Here is a 19418-nt window from a genome sequence, read left to right as displayed (position 1 = left end):
ACAGCGCCGAGGGCGCGCCGCTCACTACACCGTGAGCAGCGCGCCCTCGCGCCATTTCAGGACCTTGTCGAAGCTCACCACCGCGCCGCGGCCCGGCCGGTTGCCGAACTGGACGTGGTCGGAGAGCTGCTGGATGAGGTCGAGACCCCGGCCGCTCTCGGCTTCGTTCTGCGGGGAATGCGCGGCGGGGCGAAGCGCGCGCCGGGCGGGAAAGCCCGGCCCCGAGTCGCTGACCTCGATACGGCATTTCTCGCCGTCCAGATAGGCCGTGACCCGGTACTGCCCGGAGTCCGCGGCAGGACGTCCGTACCCGGAATCCCCGGGCTCCCCGAGAGCCGTCCGGTCGCCGCCGTGTTCGACGGCGTTCGCACAGGCCTCGCTGAGCGCGACCGACAGGTCGAAGGAGATGTCCGGATCCACCCCCGCGGTTTCCATGGTGCCGAGCAGAAAACGACGGGCGAGCGGCACGCTCGCAGCTTCGCGCCGCAAATGGAGAGACCACCAGATGCTCATCTTTCAGCCTCCTGGCTGCGGCTCGACGTATCGATACGTATTGCCGCCCTCGGCACTTCGTAAGCACGGATCGGGTGGGAGAGCCCTCATTCGGCGGATGTGGATATTCGGCCGCCCGGTGTATGGACCCGTCCGGCCGCAGGTCGCCGGGGGCGCGTCCCGGTGGCCCGGGGGGCGCGTCCGGCCGGTGCGGTGTGTGCGCCCCCGGTCCGTTACATCCCCCGCGAACAGGCGCAACAAGCACGGTTGGGGACGGAGCCTGATCTTCCGGACCTGCCGTACGGACGAGGGGGGTGCAGTGCGATGATGTCCCGGCCATGTCCACGCCTCTCGCACGCGCCGGAGCCGGTCTGCGGCTCATGAGGGCCGCGGTGTTCACCGCGGTCTGCGTCGTGCTGTCCGCGGCCGGGCACGCGTTCGCCGCCGGAACGGCCGTCCCCGCGTGGACCCTGCTCGCCGGATTCCTCGGCGTCCTCGCCGTCGCCGCCGTCCTCGCCGGACGGGAACGTTCCCTTCCGGGGATCGTGGGCGCGCTGGCCGGCGGACAGATCCTCCTGCACGTGCTCTTCGCGTACGGCAGCCACGGCAGGACCCCGGCCGCCGGCTCCATGGCCACGGGCGGCGACAACCCGCTCATCCGGTTCGCCGCCGGCCTCGTGTGCGGTGAGGCGCCGACGGGGCTGAACGCGGCCGACGCCCATCGCATCGTCTCCTCCGCGGGCATCGACCCGTCGACGCTCGCGAGGTCCCACGACCATCTCGCGGCGGGCGGCGGAGCCGGAGCGGCGACCGCCGCGACGGCGGCCACGGACGGCGCCTCCGGCATCGCGCAGGTCTGCGCCGCGGTCTCCGCGATGCTGCCGAGCCTGCCGATGTTCCTGGCCCACGTCCTCGTCGCGCTCGCCACCGGCTGGCTGCTGCGACGCGGCGAGATCGCCCTCTTCGGGCTGGCCCGGCTCTCCGCCCACAGCGCCCAGGCGCTGGCGGCCGGGGCCCGGCTGCGGTCCCTGCGGGCCGCGCTCGCCCTCGTCCGCGCGCTGCGGGCAGGGGCACGCGAGCAGCTCCTGGCCGGGCCGCGCGTTCCCCGGCACTCCGACGACGTGCCCGTACCGGCCGCCGGAGATCCTCTGCAGCACCTGGTGATCAGGCGCGGGCCGCCGGCCCCGTACGCCCTCGCAGCCTGACGCGACGCCTCCACCGGGCCTCGCGGGCCGTTCGCGCACCTTGCCGTGCACGTGGACTCCCCGCGCGGAACCGCACCGCGAGGTGTCGTGATGCCGCCGCGCATCCGCGCGCCGGACCACCGTGTTCCGTTTCCCTGTGGAGATTCCTGCCATGAAGCTTTCCCGTATCGCCCTCGCCGGCGGCGTCGCCGCGTCCACCGTCCTGCTGATCGCCGGCCCGGCCGCCGCCCACGTCAGCGTCCAGCCGGTGGGCGAGGCCGCCAAGGGCGGATACGCCACGCTCAACTTCAAGGTCCCCAACGAGCGCGACCAGGCCTCGACGGTGAAGCTCGAAGTGAACTTCCCGGCCGACCACCCGCTCTCCTCCGTCACCCCGCAGGCCGTTCCGGGCTGGAAGATCACGATCGACAAGAGCAAGCTCGACAAGCCGCTCGAGGTGCACGGCAAGAAGATCACCGAGGCCGTCTCCAAGGTGACCTGGACCGCTGACGACAGCGAGATCGCCCCCGGCTACTTCCAGCAGTTCCCGGTCTCCGTCGGCGCGCTTCCCGAGGACGCCGACCAGCTCGTCTTCAAGGCGATCCAGACGTACGACAACAAGGAAGTCGTCCGCTGGATCGAGGAGCCCACGGCGGGCGGCGAAGAGCCCGACAGCCCGGCCCCGGTCCTGAAGCTGACCGCCGCCTCCGACGACCACCACGGCGGCGCGGCCGACGACGCCAAGGAGGCCGACGACCACAAGGCCGCCGACACCGAGGCCTTGGCCAAGGAGACCAGCACCGCCGCGTCCTCCTCCTCCAGCGACACCACCGCCCGCACCCTGGGCATCATCGGCATCGTCATCGGTGTCGCCGGTGTCGCGTTCGGCGTGCTCGCCGGACGCCGCCGCTCGGCCTGACCGGCCGGATCCCTCACCCGCACCACGTTCAGGACATCTCCTTCATGCGCAACAGAAAAGCAGTGACGGCCGTGGCGTTCGCCGCCGCGGCCGCACTGGCCCTCTCCGCCTGCGGCTCCGGTGACGACAAGGCGGGCTCCTCGGCCGTCGCCGACGTCAGCGCCGCGCCGCAGGACAAGGCCGCGACCGTCCTCGACCAGCCGTTCACCAAGCCGAACCTCGTCCTCACCGACACCCACGGCAAGGAGTACGACCTCCGCGAGGTGACCAAGGGCAAGCCGACGCTCATCTACTTCGGCTACACCAACTGCCCCGACGTCTGCCCGCTGACCATGAGCAACATCTCCCTCGCCAAGCGGGAGCTGCCCAAGGCCGACCAGGACAAGCTCCAGGTCGTCTTCGTCACCACCGACCCCGAGCGCGACACCCCCGCCTCGCTCGGCAAGTGGCTCTCCGCCCAGGACCCCACCTTCACCGGCCTCACCGGCGACTTCCCGACCATCCAGGCCGGGGCGCGGCAGATCGGCATCGGCATCGACGCGCCGAAGAAGGAGAAGGACGGCACGGTCGTCTCGATGCACGGCGCCCAGGTCATCGCCTTCTCCCCGAAGACGGACGAGGGGTATGTGCTCTACGGCGAGGACACCACCGCCGAGGAGTACACCAAGGACCTCCCCAAGCTGATCAAGGGGGAGACCCCGTGAACCGCCGCCGCACGGCTCTCGCCGGCGTCCTCGCCCTCACCACGGGACTGACGCTGGCCGGATGCTCGTCGGACAGCGGGTCGGGCGGCGAGCCGGAGCTGAAGGTCACCGGCGCGTTCATGCCCCAGCCGGTCAGCGACATGGCCGCCGGATTCCTCGTCGTACAGAACAGCGGCGGGACCGGGGACCGGCTCACCTCGGTGACCAGTCCGCTCTCCGACGACGTCACGATCCACGAGACGAAGAACCAGAAGATGCGCGAGGTCTCCTCGTTCGAGGTGCCCGCGAACGGCGAGCTCGATCTCGAACGCGGTGGCAACCACATCATGTTCATGAAACTCAAACAGAAGCCCAAGCAGGGCGAGAAGGTCTCCGTCGAGCTGCACTTCGAGAAGGCCGACCCCATCACGGTCGACCTGCCGGTGAAGGAAACCACCCACAACCCGAAGAAGCAGTGAGGGACTGAAGCGATGTCTGCCACCGCCCCGTACGCCGGACCGTCCCCGATACGACGGCCCGTCGCCGCCGCCGCGCTCCTCGCCGCGCTGCTCAGCCTGGTGTTCGGGCTGCTGCTGGCCGGCGCGGGCCCGGCGTCCGCGCACGCCGCCCTCACCGGGAGCGACCCGCAGGACGGGGCGGTGGTGGACACCGCGCCCAAGGAGGTCACCCTCAGCTTCTCCGAGGCCATCGCCGTGGGCGACGACTCCATCCGGGTCCTCGACCCCAGCGGCAAGCGCGCCGACACCGAGGCCGAGCCGAAGGACCTCTCCGAGGGCGGCACCGTCCGCTACGGCGTCGCGCTCCACTCCGGTCTGCCGGACGGCACCTACACGGTCGCCTGGCAGGCCGTCTCGGCCGACAGCCATCCGATCTCCGGCGCCTTCACGTTCTCCATCGGCGCCCCGTCCGAGACCACGGTCGCGGTGCCCACCCAGGAGGCGGGCGGCGGCCCGGTCGGCGTCGTCTACGACATCGCACGCTACGCCGCGTACGCCGGATTCGTCCTGCTCGTCGGCGGCAGCGCGTTCGTCCTGATCTGCTGGCAGCGCGGCGCGGCCGCCCTGCCGATGCAGCGGCTCGTGGTGCGCGGCTGGCTCACGCTGACCGCGGCGACCCTCGCCATGCTGCTGCTGCGCCATCCGTACACCAGCAGCGGGAAGTTCGCCGACGCCTTCGACCTCGCCGGACTCCAGTCCGTCCTGGACACCAAGCCCGGCGCCGCCCTCGTCTCCCGCCTCCTGCTGCTGGGCGCCGCCGCGCTCTTCATCGCCGTGCTGTTCGGCACGTACGCCCGGCGCGAGGACGAGCGCGAGAAGAAGGACCTCACCTTCGGCCTCGCCGTCGGCGGCGGCGTGGTCGCGGCGGGCATCGCCGCCACCTGGGCGATGTCCGAACACGCCTCGACCGGCATCCAGACGTCGATCGCCATGCCGGTGGACGTGGCGCATCTGCTGGCCGTCGCCGCCTGGCTCGGCGGACTCGCCTCGCTGCTGGTGGCGCTGTACCGAACCCCGGACATCGGGAGCGCCGCCGTACGACGCTTCTCCGCGGTCGCGTTCACCAGCGTCGTGGTCCTGGCGGCGACCGGCATCTACCAGTCCTGGCGGCAGGTCGGCACCTGGTCGGCGCTGACCGGTACCCGCTACGGGCAGCTGCTGATCCTCAAGGTGGCGCTGATCGGCGTCCTGCTCGCGGTCGCCTGGTTCTCGCGGCGCTGGACGGGTCGGCTGACGGACCCGGCGGCGGCTTCGGAAGAAGCTTCCGAGGAGGAGCCCGAATCCGAGTCCGAGCCCGAGCCCGAAGGCGCCCCGGCCGACGTCGACCCCGAGCGCGCCGCGCAACTGGCCCGGCAGCGGGCCGTCGTGACCGCGACGAAGAAGAAGCGGATACGGGACGCCGACCCGGAGCGCTCCGGACTGCGCCGCTCGGTGCTGGCCGAGGCCGCCGTCGCCGTCGTCCTGCTGGCCGTCACCACCATGCTGACGTCCACCGAACCGGGCCGTACGGAGGAGGAGGCCGCGGGCGGCGCCCCGTCCGCGAGCGCTCCCGCCGCCGGGGGACCGGTCAACCTGAGCATGCCGTTCGACACCGGCGGCCAGAACGGCAAGGGCACCGTCCGGATCGACATCGAACCCGGCGGCACCGGCTCCAACGATCTGCACGTGTGGATCGACGGCAGCGACGGCAAGCCGATGGACGTCCCCGAGCTGAAGCTGGCCCTGACCCTGGAGTCGAAGGACATCGGCCCGCTGCCGGTCGTCCCGGACCGGCTGGCGGAGGGGCACTGGTCGGCGAGCGGGGTACAGATTCCGATGGCCGGGGACTGGAAGATCGACGTGACGGTACGGACGTCGGACATCGACCAGGTCACCATCGACAAGAACGCGAAGATCGGCTGAGCACGGTGAGCAAGACCAGGAAGCAGGCCCCGGACGGGACCGCCACGACCGTCGCCCCGGGTGGCGGCGACGGTGCCGCCGCCTCCGGCGTATCGCGGCGGCGGCTGCTGGGCACCGCGGGCGCGGCGGGCGCCACCGGGCTGGTGCTGGGAGCCGGGGGCGGGGCCGCCGGGTACGCCGCCACCCGCCCCGAGGAGCCGGCCGCGCTGACGACCGTCGGGGCGACCGAGGCGATGTTTCACGGGAAACATCAACCGGGGATCACCACTCCGCTTCAGGCCCGGGGCCATCTCGTCGCCTTCGACCTGGTGGCGGGCGCGGGGCGCAAGGAGGCGGCGGCGCTGCTGCGGCGCTGGTCCGCGGTGGCGAAGGAGCTGATGGCGGGCCGCCCGGCGGCGGGCGGCCCGGACGGCCCCGGGCACGACACCGGGATCGCCCTCGACGCCGGGCCGTCCTCCCTTACCGTCACCTTCGGCTTCGGCCGTACGTTCTTCGCGCGCACGGGGCTGACCGACCGGCTGCCCGCGGCGCTGGACCCGCTGCCCGCGTTCTCCGCCGACGCCCTCGACGCCAAGCGGTCCAACGGCGATCTGTGGGCGCAGATCGGCGCGGACGACGCGCTGGTCGCCTTCCACGCGCTGCGGGCCCTCCAGAAGGAGGCCGCGGGCACGGCACGGGTGCGATGGCAGATGAACGGCTTCAACCGCACCCCCGGCACCACCGCCCGGCCGATGACCGCCCGCAACCTGATGGGCCAGATCGACGGGACCGGCAACCCGAAGCCCGCCGACGAGGACTTCGACCGGCGCGTGTTCGTCCCCGCCTCCCCCGGGAAGCCGCAGGAGTGGATGGAGGGCGGTTCGTACGCCGTCGTCCGCCGGATCCGAATGCTCCTGGACGACTGGGAGAAGCTTCCGGTGGAGCGCCAGGAGCGGGTCATCGGGCGGCGCAAGGCGGACGGGGCGCCGCTGAGCGGGGGCACCGAGACCACGGAGATGGACCTCGACAAGGCGGGCCCGGACGGCCGGCTCGTGATCCCCGACAACGCCCACGCCCGGATCTCCTCGCCCGAGAAGAACGGCGGGGCCGCCATGCTGCGCCGCCCGTTCTCGTACCACGACGGCATCGCGGAGGACGGCACCCCGGACGCCGGGCTGCTGTTCATCTGCTGGCAGGCGGACCCGTTCCGGGGCTTCGTACCGGTGCAGCGGAAGCTCGACCGGGGCGACGCGCTGTCACCGTTCCTCCGGCACGAGGCGAGCGGGGTGTTCGCGGTCCCGGGCGGGGCGGCGGAGGGCGAGTACGTCGGACAGCGGCTGCTGGAGTCGTAGGGCGGCGTGTGCGTGGGGCCGCGCGCACGTGGGCCGCGGCTGCCGGAGACGTTCGGGGCCTCCGGGAGGTGCGGGCCCGCATTCTGAGACAGCGCGGCGGGCCTCGCGAGGCGCATTAGGGTGACCGTATGTCAGCCACGCGCTACGCCTATCTCGGCCCCGAAGGCACCTTCACCGAGGTCGCCCTCCGTACGCTCCCGGAAGCCGCCACCCGGGAACTCGTCCCGATGGTGTCCGTGCCGGCCGCCCTGGACGCCGTACGCAACGGCGAGGCGGCGGCGGCGCTCGTGCCGATCGAGAACTCCGTCGAGGGCGGCATCACCGCGACGCTGGACGAGCTGGCCGGCGGGGAACCGCTGATGATCTACCGCGAGGTGCTGCTCTCCATCACCTTCGCGCTGCTGGTACGGCCCGGGACCAAGCTGTCGGACATCAAGACGGTCACCGCGCACCCGGCTGCCCAGCCGCAGGTGCGCAACTGGATGGCGGAGAACCTGCCGGGCGCCCTGTGGGAGTCGGCGGCGTCCAACGCGGACGGGGCCCGGCTGGTCCAGGAGGGGCGGTACGACGCCGCGTTCGCCGGTGAGTTCGCCGCCGCCACCTACGGCCTGGAGCCGCTGGTGACGGAGATCCATGACGCGGAGAACGCCCAGACCCGCTTCGTCCTGGTGGGCCGACCGGCCCGGCCCTCCGCACCGACCGGCGCGGACAAGACCTCCGTGGTGATCTGGCTCGGCGACGACCACCCCGGCGCGCTGCTGGAGCTGCTCCAGGAGTTCGCGGTGCGCGGCGTCAACCTGATGCTGATCCAGTCCCGCCCGACCGGCGAGGGCATCGGCAACTACTGCTTCGCCGTGGACGCGGAGGGGCACATCGCGGACCGGCGGGTCGGGGAGGCCCTGATGGGGCTGAGGCGGATCAGCCCGAAGGTGCGGTTCCTCGGTTCGTACCCGCGGGCGGGCGTCTCCCCGGACGAGGTGCGGCCGCTGCGGGCGGGCACATCGGACGCCGCGTTCACCGAAGCCTCCGACTGGCTGGCGCGCAGCCAGGACGGCCGGATCTGACGGAAGTCCTCCGGCAGCCGGGCTCCGGGGCGACTTCTTGCGCGCTCCGCAGCGGTGCGATCTACAGATAGTCACGCACTCCGGAGAGTTATCCACAGGGAGGGGGCTCGCCCTGGGGACAAGTCGACACCGCAATGCGACATCGTCGACAAATCAATCCAGTCACCCCAGAGCCGTCCACAGAGCCGCGAGACGGCGCGAGTCGTCGCGTGTCACCTCAATTACCTTGATCAACTCTTTGAAGCGGCGAATTCCCACCCGAATGAGTGCGCGGAACGGGTTTGGGCGGAGATTCCGTGGGCCTTCGCCCGACTTCCGGAACAATGCCCTCCGGCATCCACAGAACTTCCACACAGCCTGTGGATAACTATTCCGACATCGCCCTCCCTGTGGACAACGGCGACCCACGCGCCGCCAACTCCCGCCCCGGTCAAGGCCGGTACGTCAAGGCAAGCCGCACCTTCTGCCCTGTTCAGGGGAGTTAACCACCGTTATTGACGGCCCTTCCCCCACTCCGGCACCGCCGCCGTCCATGATTCCCCCTCAGAAATATCAATTCCGGCAATTCGGTCATAGTGACACGCTCGGCAATATCGGTTCGAGTGCGAGAACCGCGCACCGGTAGCCTGGGGGGGTGATTGACCTTCGCCTGCTTCGTGAGGACCCCGACCGTGTTCGCGCCTCCCAGCGCGCCCGTGGAGAGGACGTCGACCTCGTCGACGCCCTGCTCTCCGCCGACGAGCTGCGCAGGTCGTCCGGCGTCCGCTTCGACGAACTCCGCGCCGAGCAGAAGTCGCTCGGCAAGCTGATCCCCAAGGCCACCCCCGAGGAGCGCACCGAGCTCCTCAAGAAGGCCGAACAGCTCAAGGCCGACGTCAAGGCGGCCGACGCCGCCCAGGACGAGGCCGACGCGGACGCCAAGCGGCTGCTGCTCCAGCTCGGCAACATCGTCCACGAGGACGTGCCGGTCGGGGGCGAGGAGGACTTCGTCGTCCTGGAGACCCACGGCACCATCCGGGACTTCGGCGCCGAGGGCTTCGAGCCCAAGGACCACCTGGAGCTCGGCGAGGCGCTCGGCGCCATCGACATGGAGCGCGGGGCCAAGGTCTCCGGCTCGCGGTTCTACTACCTCACGGGCGTCGGCGCGCTCCTGGAGCTCGCCCTCGTCAACGCGGCGATCGCCCAGGCCACCGAGGCCGGCTTCGTCCCGATGCTGACCCCCGCGCTGGTCCGCCCGCGCGCCATGGAGGGCACCGGCTTCCTCGGCCAGGCGTCGGAGAACGTGTACCACCTGGAGAAGGACGACTACTACCTGGTCGGCACCTCCGAGGTCCCCCTCGCCGCGTACCACATGGACGAGATCATCGACGCCGGCAAGCTGCCCCTGCGGTACGCCGGGTTCTCCCCGTGCTTCCGCCGCGAGGCCGGCACGTACGGCAAGGACACCCGCGGCATCTTCCGCGTCCACCAGTTCGACAAGGTGGAGATGTTCTCGTACGTCGACCCGGCGGACGCCGAGGCCGAGCACCGCAGGCTCCTGGAGTGGGAGAAGCAGTGGCTCACCGCCCTCGAACTGCCCTTCCAGGTGATCGACGTCGCCACCGGTGACCTCGGCGCCTCCGCCTCGCGGAAGTTCGACTGCGAGGCGTGGATCCCGACGCAGGGCAAGTACCGCGAGCTGACCTCCGCGTCCAACTGCGACGGCTTCCAGGCCCGCCGCCTGTCCGTCCGGATGCGCGAGGGCAAGAAGGTCCAGCCGCTGGCCACGCTGAACGGCACGCTCTGCGCCGTACCGCGCACGATCGTGGCGATCCTGGAGAACCACCAGCTCCCCGACGGTTCGGTCCGGGTGCCCGAGATGCTCCGTCCGTACCTGGGCGGACGCGAGGTCCTGGAACCGGTCGCCAAGTGACCTTCCCCTACAAGCTCGTCGCGACCGACCTCGACGGCACGCTGCTGCGCGAGGACGACACGGTCTCCGAGCGCACCCGCGAGGCACTGGCCGCCGCCACGGCGGCCGGCGCCGCGCACATCATCGTCACCGGACGCGCGGTCCCCTGGACCCGGCACATCCTGGACGATCTCGGTTACGAGGGGCTCGCGGTCTGCGGTCAGGGCGCGCAGGTCTACCACGCGGGCGAGCGCAAGCTGCTGACCTCGCTGACCCTGGACCGGCAGCTCGCCGGTCTCGCGCTCTCCAAGATCGAGGCGGAGGTGGGCCCGCTGCACCTGGCGGCCAGCCGCGACGGGCTGGAGGGCGAGGTGCTGGTGGGGCCCGGCTACCGGGTGCAGGAGGGGCCGCTGCCGTACCTCTTCGTGGACGACGCCTCCGAGATGTGGACCGCCCCGCTCAACAAGGTCTACATACAGCATCCGGAACTGGACGACGACGCGCTGGCGTTCGCGGCGCGGTCGGCCGTCGGCAGCCTGGTCGACGTGGTCATGGCCGGGGCCGGCGTGGTCGAGATCCTGCCGCTGGGCCTGAGCAAGGCGACCGGCCTTTCGCTGGCGGCCCGCCGGCTCGGTGTGAAGGCCGCCGACACGATCGCCTTCGGTGACATGCCGAACGACATCCCGATGTTCGGCTGGGCCCACCACGGCGTCGCCATGGCCAACGCCCACGACGACCTGAAGGCCGTCGCCCACGAGATCACGGCGTCCAACGAGGACGACGGCATCGCGGTGGTGCTGGAGGAACTGCTCCGCACGGCGCCCGTGCGGTAGGACGCCCGGCACCCGACAGCGCGACAGCGGCCCCGGCACCGTACCCACGGTGCCGGGGCCGCTTCGCTCAGCGCTGCCCGCGCGACCCGTTACGGCGGCGCAGATCCTTCAGCTGCCCGGCGAAGGCGTCCATCCGCCCGTCCAGGCGCACGACGTCCTGCTGGACGTCCGTCAGCCGCAGGCTCATCGCCCCGACCACCTGGTGCGTCATCTCCACCTTCCGGTCGAGGCTGTCGAGCCGCTCCGACATCCGCAGCAGCACCGGCCCCAGCTCCTGCAGCGCACTGCCGACGCCGGTGAGGCAGCTCTCGATGCGCGTGACGCGCTGGTCGAGGGAGGCGTACTGCGTGCGCAGCTCCTCCTCGGCGTCGAGGAGGTAGGTGCGCACGCAGCGGGCGATGTCGCTGTCGCGAAGAAGCAGGGCGATGTTGAGGACGGTCCGGCGGGTGTAGAGGGTCAGCTGCGTGGCCGCCTGTGGATAACTTCCCCGCCCCTCCCTCTCCCATAGAGACAACATGTCCCTCTGGAAAAGCCGCAGATCAGAGCCGCGCAGCACGACGAGGCCGTTCTCCTCGACCTCCGCCCGGTGCCGCTGCGTCACCTTCTTCACGACCTCTGTGGATACTTCGAAGTAACGAGCCACGTCCTCTGTGCGAACGTGAATTCCGTCCGGGAGCATGACAAGGCTCTTCACCTTGTCGAGGACATCGACGCGCCCCATCCGCTCGCCGCGCAGCGCGCGCGATTCGAGCAGGGCGACTTCCGTGGGCATGGGTGTGCCTTTCGTACGAGGGGATGACGAGGACGGCCCACACCCCGGGCTTCAGGGGTGGAGGACGCTCACGGTTGCCACTCACTCGATGACCGGTCCGGTGGGCTGAGCCTCACCCGGTGCCGGCACTCCCCGATTTCACGATCGCTACGACGCCACGGATTCCAGTTGCCTCCACGCACCCTGCCCAACGACCCGATAAACGTACGGTTACGCGCACACCTGTCCGCTCATACGACGACCCCCGCCCTCTTCAGGAAGGGCGGGGGTCGTCGGGCGTACGGGCACTCAGGCCTCAGGCGCTCAGCCCGGAAGCCTCACTCCTCGCCCGCCAGCTTCAGCGTGCGCAGCTTCTGGCCCGCGTACCAGGTGGCGGCGACCGTGACCGCGACCAACAGCACCGTGGCGAGCGGCAGGCCGACCTCCGAGGTCACCGCGCCCTCGCCCGCGACCTTCTGGGCGACCGCGAGCGACCACTGCTGGACGCTGAGCGTCCGCGCACCGGCCACCAGGCTGCCGAAGAGGGCCTCCCAGACCAGGGCGTAGACCAGGCCGAGGACGACCGCGTGCCGGCTGACCGTGCCGAGCAGCAGGAACAGGGCGCTGTACGCGATCGAGGCGACCAGGGCCGCGATCGTGTAGGCGACGGCGATCTGCTGGCCGTTGCCGTTGAGGATCAGGCCCGCGAGCAGCGTCGGCAGGGCGGAGAACACCATGGTCACCGCGATGGCCACGATCAGCTTGGTGAAGATGATCGTGGGCCGCTTCACCGGCTTGGCCAGCAGGTAGACGATCGAGCCGTCGTCGATCTCGGGACCGATCGCGCCGGTCCCGGCGATCACGCCGATCAGCGGGACCATCGTGGCGATGGCGAACCCTCCGAGGACATTGGCCGCGACCTGGTCATCGGCCCCGGCGAACATGCGCACGGCCGCGGCGATGACCAGCAGCAGCGCGGGCAGGACGAACAGGATGGCGGCCCGGCGCCGGCCGAGCAGGGCCCGGTAGGTGAGCCGGGCGACTGTGGGGTCGTACATGACGGTGCACAGCTCCTTTCAGGCCACTACTCAGGCCGCTACGAGATAGGAAAAGACCGATTCGAGGGACTCGTCGGACGGTGAGACGGTGAGCAGCCGGATGCCCTGCTCACGGGCCACCTTCGGGAGCAGTTCGGTGAACCGCCCGAAGTCGACGGCCTGGATGCGCAGCGCCTTCTCGGTCAGGTCGACCTCGATGCCGGCCGTGGACGGGTCGGCGATGAGCGCGGCCGCCAGGGCCCGGTCGTCGCTGGAGCGCACCAGATAGCGGTGCGGCCGGTCCTTCATCAGCCGGCGGATCTTCCGGAAGTCGCCGGACGCGGCGTGACGGCCCGCCACGATCACCTCGATGTGCGAGGCCAGCTGCTCGACCTCTTCGAGGATGTGGGAGGAGAACAGAACCGTGCGCCCCTCGGCCCCCATCCGCCGCAGCAGCTCCATCAGCTGCATCCGCTGGCGCGGGTCCATGCCGTTGAACGGCTCGTCAAGCAGCAGCACCGAGGGCTCGTGGACCAGCGCGGACGCCATCTTCACGCGCTGGCGCATGCCCTTGCTGTACGTGGAGATCTTGCGGTCCTGCGCGTACTCCATCTGCACCGTGGCGAGCGCCTTCTGCGCCTCGGCCCCGCCCAGACCCTGGAGTTCGGCGTTGGCGACGACGAATTCCTTGCCGGTGAGGAAGTCGTACATCCCCTCCCGCTCCGGGACGATGCCGATCTCCTTGTAGACGGCCTCGTTGCGCCAGATCGGCCGTCCGTCGAGCGTGACCTTCCCCGTCGAGGGGGCGAGGAATCCGCCCATCATGTTGATGAGAGTGGACTTTCCGGCGCCGTTCGGGCCGAGGAGTCCGGTGACGCCGGGCCCCACGGTCATGGAGACGTCGTTGACGGCGACCACATTGCCGAACCAGCGGGAGGTGTGGTCGATCTCGATGGTGGTCACAGCCCGGCCCTCCGGTAACGGCGCATCAGGACGGCGTACGAGCCGGCGACGAGCGCGAGAACAACGAACAGGTAGACCACACCGGTGCCGGCCCCCGGGCCTTCCCCTCCGGGGAAGGCGGAGGTCGCGCCGAGGAACGCGGTCTGGATGCCGTCGATCAGCGTGATCGGCGAGAACAGGCCGAGCCACTGCACGGCCCCTTCCGACCCGGTCTCCCAGGCGATGGCCTGAATCGTGGAGACGGCGCCGTAGGTGATGGTCAGGAGGGCGATCACCGCGGCGACGCCGAAGCCGCGCCGCGGGGTCAGGGCGGCCATCACGAGGCCGAGCCCGGCGAACAGCACGGACAGCAGCGCCACCGACACCAGTCCCTGGCCGAACCACATGGTCTGGTCGGCGAAGTCGAACTTCGCGAGCAGCGAACCCACATAGAGGATGAGCAGCGGTGCGCCGGTGAGGATGAAGAGCGCGGTCGCGGTGGCGGCGAACTTCGCGAGCACGTAGTCGGCGCGTTCGATGGGCCGCGAGAAGTACAGCGGGACGGTCTTGAAGCGGAGGTCCCTGGAGACCGCCTGCGGCGCCTGGGCGGCGATGAACAGGCCGATGACGGCCTGGAGGTAGATCGCGTACGAGGTGTACTTGACCACCAGCTTGGTGGCGTCCGGCGCGGCCATCGAGACCGCCACCAGGATCGCCGCGACCAGCGCCATCACGCCGAACAGCAGCATGGGCAGCACCTTGGACTTGGCGGAACGCCCCAGTCCGAAGGAGCCCCGCAGGGTCTGCGAGAACAGGGAGCGGCGGGCGTAGGCCCGGCCGAGCCGCGGTCCGTCGTAGGAGCGGTAGCCGATGTTGTGGATCCGGGAGGCGTCGCGCCCGGCCGCGGCCTTGGTCTCAGCGCTCATCGCGACCGCTTCCCTTCTGCTGGACGACCTGCTGCGCGGGCTGCGGTACGGCCTGTTGCGCGGCCTGTTGTACGGAGCCGGCGGCGGCCGGGACGGCGGCGTGCGCCGCGCCCTGTTCGGTACGGAAGACCTCGGCGATGTGGTGGCGGCGCTGTTCCATGCGGACCAGGCCGAGCCCGAGCCCGGCGACGCTGTCGCGCACCAGGTCGTACGTCTCCTCGCCCACCGCCTCGATCAGCAGGATGTGGCCCGCGCCCGGCAGCCCCTGGGTGTCGATCCCGTCGAGGCCGATGAGCGTGACCCCGGCGTCGGTGAGGACCTTGCGCAGTGCGCCGGTGCCGTCGGGGTGGGTGTCGCTGTCGGTCACCTCGACCGCGAGGGTCGCGGTGGTCTGGGTGAAGTCACTGGTGGAGCTGGAGCGCAGGAGCGTGCCGCCGTCGATGACGACGACGTGGTCGCAGGTGCGTTCCAGCTCGCCCAGCAGGTGCGAGGTCACCAGCACGGAGATGCCGAAGTCGGTGTGGATCCGGCGGATCAGACCGAGCATCTCGTCGCGGCCGACCGGGTCCAGACCGTTGGTCGGCTCGTCGAGCAGGACCAGCTGGGGGTCGTGGACGAGGGCCTGGGCCAGCTTCACCCGCTGCTTCATGCCGGTCGAGTAGCCGCCGATCGGGCGGTAGCGCTCCTCGTAGAGGCCGACGTGGCGCAGGGTGTCGGCCGTGCGCTCGCGGGCCGCCGTGGGCGGCAGCCCCGACATGCGAGCCATGTGCACGACAAACTCGGTGGCCGAGACGTCGGGCGGCAGGCAGTCGTGCTCGGGCATGTACCCCACCCGTTCCCGGATGGCGGCGCCGCTGGTCGCGACGTCGAGCCCGAGCACTGCGGCCCGGCCCTCGGTGGCGGGGGAGAGACCCAGCAGGATCTTGATCAGTGTGGACTTGCCGGCTCCGTTGGAACCCACCAGACCGGTCACACCCGGTCCGATGTCCAACGTGAGCCGGTCAAGCGCGGTCACCCGGGGGAACCGCATGCTCAGGGCTTCGGTAGCGATTACGGCTGTCACGGAAATGACGTTAGTGGCGCGGACCACAGAGGTCGTCAGCCCTGACGGCTGGATCCGCGTCAGACTACAGACGTACACGCCCGTAGGGGGAGGCGCCGTGGACCCGCCGCGGAGCCGGTGTTGTCCACAGGCCGTTGTCCACAGGCCGTGCACACCCCTTGACGCAGCCGCCGGACATTGTCACATTCATCAGTGTCACGTTACGGGCACGTACCGCACACGGCAGGGAACGGACGGTGGCATGACGGGAACGACTGGCATGGCGGGCCTGACCGGCACGACCTCGGCGGTGCGGGGCGATCTCGCCCGGGAACTGCGGGGGTTCAGAGAAGTCCAGCGCCTGGCCTACGCCTGCGCGGAGGCGGTCGCCGGTCAGCTGCGGTCGGGGGTGACCGAGCGCGAGGCGGCCCGGATGCAGCGCGTGTGGCTGCGCGAGCGCGGTGTGCGCGACTGGTTCCACCTGCCGTTCGCCTGGTTCGGCGACCGTACGGCGTTCGCCGGGTTCAAGGTGCCGCTGCAGTTCTTCCCGACCGACCGGAAGCTGGAGCCGGGGATGCCGTTCATCCTCGACATGGCCCCGGTGTACAAGGGGTTCACCGCCGATGTCGGGTATTCGGGATGCCTCGGACTCAATCCGCTGCACGACAAGCTACTGGCCGACCTGGAGGCCCACCGCGCGCTGATCCTGCGGGAGGTGCGCGAGCGTCGCTCCTTGCGCGAGATCTACGAGAACGTCGAACGCCTCATGACCGCACAGGGATACGCGAACAGACACCGGGCCTACCCCTTCGGCGTGATCGCCCACAAGGTCGACCGCGTCGCCGAACGCCGTTGGTCGCCCCAGGTGTTCGGCTTCGGCACCCAGTCCCTCAAGGGACTGCTGAGCGACGCCCTGCACGGTCACCGGGACGGCTGGTCGCCGCTGTGGAGCCCCTACCGCTTCTCCGACCACCCCCCGCAGCCGGGCCTGTGGGCGGTCGAACCCCACCTCGGATTCCGGGGTACGGGCGCGAAGTTCGAGGAGATCCTGGTCGTCACCGACTCCAAGGACCCCGAGCAGAGCGCCTTCTGGCTGGACGACGATCTGCCGCACGTGCGGCGCTGGGCCGAGGAGAAGGTGGCGGCGTGAATCTGTCCCAAGCACGTGAGCGACGCGTGGTCACGGGGGGCGTCGAGCTGTGCGTCGCCGAGCTGGGCGACGCGGGCCGGCCGACCGTGGTGCTGGTCCACGGCTATCCGGACAGCAAGGAGGTCTGGTCGGACGTCGCCGTCCGGCTGGCCGAGCAGTGGCACGTGGTGCTGTACGACGTGCGGGGCCACGGCAGGTCCACCGCCCCGAAACCGCTGCGCGGCGGCTTCACCCTGGAGAAGCTGACCGACGACTTCCTGGCCGTGATCGACACGGTCAGCCCGGACCGGCCGGTGCACGTGGTCGGTCATGACTGGGGGTCCGTGCAGGCCTGGGAGTTCGTCACGGTCGGCCGGACCGAGGGCAGGATCGCCTCCTTCACCTCGATGTCCGGTCCGTCCCTGGACCACTTCGGGCACTGGATCAAACGCCGGATGTCCCGCCCCACCCCGCGCAGGGTCGGCCAACTCCTCGGCCAGGGAGCCAAGTCCTGGTATGTGTACATGCTCCATACGCCGGTCCTGCCGGAGCTCGCCTGGCGCGGCCCGCTCGGCAAGCGGTGGCCCCGGATCCTGGAGCGGCTGGAGAAGGTGCCCGCGGGCGACTACCCCACCGCCTCCCTGCCGAACGACGCGGCGCACGGGGCCTGGCTCTACCGCGACAACGTCCGCGCCCGCCTCAGCAGGCCCCGCGCGGACGCCTACGCCCACGCACCGGTCCAGCTGATCACGCCGACCGGGGACTCCTTCCTCTCGGAGCGGCTCTACGACGGTCTTGAGGACTGGGTCCCCGCGCTGGTACGCCGCTCGATCCCGGCCAAGCACTGGGTGCCCCGCACCCGCCCGGACCAGCTGGCCTCCTGGATCGACGAGTTCGTCACCGCCAACGAGTCCGCCGGGCGGGACGGCACGCCCGTGCAGCAGCCGGCGGCCAAGAGCCCCTATGCGCAGCGGTTCGGCGGTCAGCTGGTCCTGGTGACGGGCGCGGCCTCGGGGATCGGGCGGGCCACGGCGTTCGCGTTCGCCGAGGCGGGCGCCCGGATCGTGGCCGTGGACCGCGACGCGGAAGGGGCCGCCCGGACCGCCGAGATGGCCCGGCTGATCGGGGCGCCCGCGGCCTGGGGCGAGGCGGTCGACGTCAGCGACGAGGCGGCGATGGAGAAGCTCGCCGCCCGGGTCGCCGCCGAGTACGGCATCGTCGACGTCCTGGTCAACAACGCCGGGATCGGGCTCTCCGGCTCCTTCCTGGAGACCACCAGCGAGGAGTGGAAGAAGGTCCTCGACGTCAATCTGTGGGGCGTCATCCACGGCTGCCGGATCTTCGGCAAGCAGATGGCGGACCGCGGCCAGGGCGGTCACATCGTCAACACGGCCTCGGCCGCGGCCTTCCAGCCCTCCCGCGCGCTGCCCGCGTACAGCACGTCGAAGGCGGCCGTGCTGATGCTCAGCGAGTGTCTGCGGGCCGAGCTGGCGGAGAAGTCGATCGGGGTGAGCGCGATATGCCCCGGCATCGTCAACACCAACATCACCGCCACCACACGTTTCGCGGGGGCCGACGCGGCGGAGGAGGAGCGGCTGCAGAAGCGGACGAGCCGGCTCTACGGACGCCGCAACTACCCGCCGGAGAAGGTGGCCGACGCGATCCTGCGGGCGGTCGTGCGCAACCAGGCCGTGGTGCCGGTGACCCCGGAGGCGCGCGGGGCCAGGCTGCTGTCCCGGCTGAGCCCCGGGGCCCTGCGGTCCGTCGCCCGGCTGAAGCCTCCGCTGTGACCGGCGCCGGGGCCGCGGCCGCCGAGTACCGCATCGAGGACCTGGCCCACGCCAGCGGGGCCACGGTGCGCACGATCCGCGCCTACCAGGACCGGGGACTGCTCCCGACGCCGGAGCGGCGCGGGCGGGCCAATGTGTACCGGGAGACCCATCTGGCCCGGCTGCGGCAGATCGCGGACCTGCTCGACCGGGGCTACACCCTGGCCAGCATCAAGGAGTTGCTGGAGGCGTGGGACGCGGGGCGGGGGCTCGGCGGGGTGCTCGGGCTCGTCGCGGAGGTGCACGGCCCGTGGACGGACGAGGAGGCCGACCGGATCAGCCGCCGGGAGCTGGACGCGCGGTTCGGCGGCCGGCAGGACGACGAGGCCATCGCCGAGGCGGTGGAGCTCGGCGTGCTGGAGCGCGTGCCGGGCCGGGACGACGAGTTCCTCGTCCCCAGCCCGCAAGAGCTGGCGGTCGCCGTGGAGTTGTACGCGGCCGGGGTGCCGCTGACGGCAATCTCGGGTCATCTGCGGGAGCTTCGCGGCCACGTGGAACATATAGCGTCCCGTTTCCTGGAGTTCACCACCGAGCACGTCTTCGCCCGCTATCTCGGCCATCTGCCGCCCACCGACGCGGACGCGGCCGAGGCGGCCGCCCTGGTGCGCCGGCTGAGGCCCCTCGCCCAGCAGACCGTGGACGCCGAACTGGCCCGTGCCATGCGGACGTTCGCCACCCGCCATCTGCACCACCACCTCGGCGCGGAGGAGAGCACGATCACCGAGGACGCGACCCGCCCCGTGCTGCTGCCGGCCCGGACAACCCAGGCCGTACAGGATCTGGTTGGCGCGGACCGGCTGGCGGAGTTCATCACGGCGGCCACCGAACGCGAGGTGCAGGCACGCACGTTGGACCACCTCGCGGCAACTCACGCCAAAGAGGGCAAAATTGGCGAAAGCCCCTAAATCTCATGGTCGTTGTCCACAGAACCGCCAAATACCCTGT

Annotated in this window: 18 protein-coding genes; 12 read left to right on the top strand and 6 right to left on the bottom strand. The window is 70.9% G+C overall.

The annotated features are described in order from the left end of the window. Positions 1–24 precede the first annotated feature (24 nt). Positions 25–513, bottom strand: coding sequence for an ATP-binding protein (locus ACSMXR_RS18450; RefSeq protein ID WP_086778177.1), 489 nt, complete (start codon positions 511–513; stop codon positions 25–27). 317 nt (positions 514–830) lie between these two features. Between ACSMXR_RS18450 and ACSMXR_RS18445 the strand changes: the two genes are divergently transcribed. The 9 genes from ACSMXR_RS18445 to ACSMXR_RS18405 all read left to right on the top strand — a co-directional run bounded on the left by ACSMXR_RS18445 (position 831) and on the right by ACSMXR_RS18405 (position 10817). Beyond that, on the top strand, positions 831–1697 hold the full coding sequence (locus ACSMXR_RS18445; protein WP_473169434.1) for a hypothetical protein: 867 nt from the start codon (positions 831–833) through the stop codon (positions 1695–1697). Positions 1698–1848: 151 nt separating this feature from the next. After that, positions 1849–2595 (top strand): YcnI family copper-binding membrane protein, encoded by a 747-nt coding sequence (locus tag ACSMXR_RS18440; protein ID WP_473169433.1) that lies wholly within the window; start codon positions 1849–1851, stop codon positions 2593–2595. Positions 2596–2639: 44 nt separating this feature from the next. Further along, positions 2640–3299 carry an SCO family protein gene (locus ACSMXR_RS18435; protein WP_218525609.1) on the top strand — a complete coding sequence of 220 codons (660 nt, stop codon included), beginning with the start codon at positions 2640–2642 and terminating at the stop codon, positions 3297–3299. Then, complete coding sequence (locus ACSMXR_RS18430; protein WP_364890786.1) at positions 3296–3757, top strand: copper chaperone PCu(A)C; 462 nt, start codon at positions 3296–3298, stop codon at positions 3755–3757. The genes ACSMXR_RS18435 and ACSMXR_RS18430 overlap by 4 nt, the downstream gene beginning before the upstream one ends. 12 nt (positions 3758–3769) lie before the next feature. Then, positions 3770–5698 carry a copper resistance CopC/CopD family protein gene (locus ACSMXR_RS18425; protein ID WP_473169432.1) on the top strand — a complete coding sequence of 643 codons (1929 nt, stop codon included), beginning with the start codon at positions 3770–3772 and terminating at the stop codon, positions 5696–5698. A 5-nt stretch (positions 5699–5703) separates the two neighbouring features. Then, positions 5704–7029: an iron uptake transporter deferrochelatase/peroxidase subunit gene (gene efeB, locus ACSMXR_RS18420; RefSeq protein ID WP_473169431.1), complete on the top strand. Its 1326-nt coding sequence runs from the start codon at positions 5704–5706 to the stop codon at positions 7027–7029. A gap of 128 nt (positions 7030–7157) precedes the next feature. Further along, positions 7158–8093: a prephenate dehydratase gene (gene pheA, locus ACSMXR_RS18415; RefSeq protein WP_473169430.1), complete on the top strand. Its 936-nt coding sequence runs from the start codon at positions 7158–7160 to the stop codon at positions 8091–8093. Between the two features lie 634 nt (positions 8094–8727). Continuing rightward, positions 8728–10005 (top strand): serine--tRNA ligase, encoded by a 1278-nt coding sequence (serS, locus tag ACSMXR_RS18410; RefSeq protein WP_137229503.1) that lies wholly within the window; start codon positions 8728–8730, stop codon positions 10003–10005. Continuing rightward, the gene (locus ACSMXR_RS18405; protein ID WP_137229501.1) at positions 10002–10817 is read left to right on the top strand and encodes an HAD family hydrolase; all 816 of its coding nucleotides are present in this window, start codon (positions 10002–10004) and stop codon (positions 10815–10817) included. Before serS ends, ACSMXR_RS18405 begins: the two co-directional genes overlap by 4 nt. A gap of 67 nt (positions 10818–10884) precedes the next feature. On the opposite strand, the gene ACSMXR_RS18400 is transcribed toward ACSMXR_RS18405, so the two are convergent. The 5 genes from ACSMXR_RS18400 to ACSMXR_RS18380 form a co-directional block, all read right to left on the bottom strand. Beyond that, a complete protein-coding gene (locus ACSMXR_RS18400) occupies positions 10885–11589 on the bottom strand; it encodes a hypothetical protein (RefSeq protein ID WP_473169429.1) in 705 nt (234 codons plus the stop codon). 317 nt (positions 11590–11906) lie between these two features. Then, a complete protein-coding gene (locus tag ACSMXR_RS18395; protein ID WP_218525615.1) occupies positions 11907–12626 on the bottom strand; it encodes an ABC transporter permease in 720 nt (239 codons plus the stop codon). A gap of 30 nt (positions 12627–12656) precedes the next feature. Next, positions 12657–13568, bottom strand: coding sequence for an ABC transporter ATP-binding protein (locus ACSMXR_RS18390; RefSeq protein WP_030077348.1), 912 nt, complete (start codon positions 13566–13568; stop codon positions 12657–12659). Continuing rightward, complete coding sequence (locus ACSMXR_RS18385) at positions 13565–14473, bottom strand: ABC transporter permease (protein ID WP_030077346.1); 909 nt, start codon at positions 14471–14473, stop codon at positions 13565–13567. The genes ACSMXR_RS18390 and ACSMXR_RS18385 overlap by 4 nt, the downstream gene beginning before the upstream one ends. After that, the gene (locus ACSMXR_RS18380; protein WP_364890827.1) at positions 14463–15503 is read right to left on the bottom strand and encodes an ABC transporter ATP-binding protein; all 1041 of its coding nucleotides are present in this window, start codon (positions 15501–15503) and stop codon (positions 14463–14465) included. The genes ACSMXR_RS18385 and ACSMXR_RS18380 overlap by 11 nt, the downstream gene beginning before the upstream one ends. Before the next feature lie 292 nt (positions 15504–15795). Between ACSMXR_RS18380 and ACSMXR_RS18375 the strand changes: the two genes are divergently transcribed. Genes ACSMXR_RS18375 through ACSMXR_RS18365 form a run of 3 tightly spaced genes read left to right on the top strand, consistent with a single transcriptional unit; the run spans position 15796 to position 19378 of the window. Next, positions 15796–16665, top strand: coding sequence for a M24 family metallopeptidase (locus ACSMXR_RS18375; RefSeq protein WP_381792224.1), 870 nt, complete (start codon positions 15796–15798; stop codon positions 16663–16665). Next, positions 16662–18434, top strand: a complete 1773-nt coding sequence (locus ACSMXR_RS18370) for an SDR family oxidoreductase (RefSeq protein WP_473169428.1) — start codon at positions 16662–16664, stop codon at positions 18432–18434. The genes ACSMXR_RS18375 and ACSMXR_RS18370 overlap by 4 nt, the downstream gene beginning before the upstream one ends. Beyond that, positions 18431–19378 (top strand): MerR family transcriptional regulator, encoded by a 948-nt coding sequence (locus tag ACSMXR_RS18365; protein WP_473169427.1) that lies wholly within the window; start codon positions 18431–18433, stop codon positions 19376–19378. The genes ACSMXR_RS18370 and ACSMXR_RS18365 overlap by 4 nt, the downstream gene beginning before the upstream one ends. Positions 19379–19418: the final 40 nt, after the last annotated feature.

This window comes from Streptomyces sp. DSM 106670 (genome assembly GCF_055792845.1).
The sequence above is the reverse complement of the archived record's forward strand: the minus strand, read 5'-3'. Positions and strand labels throughout refer to the sequence as shown.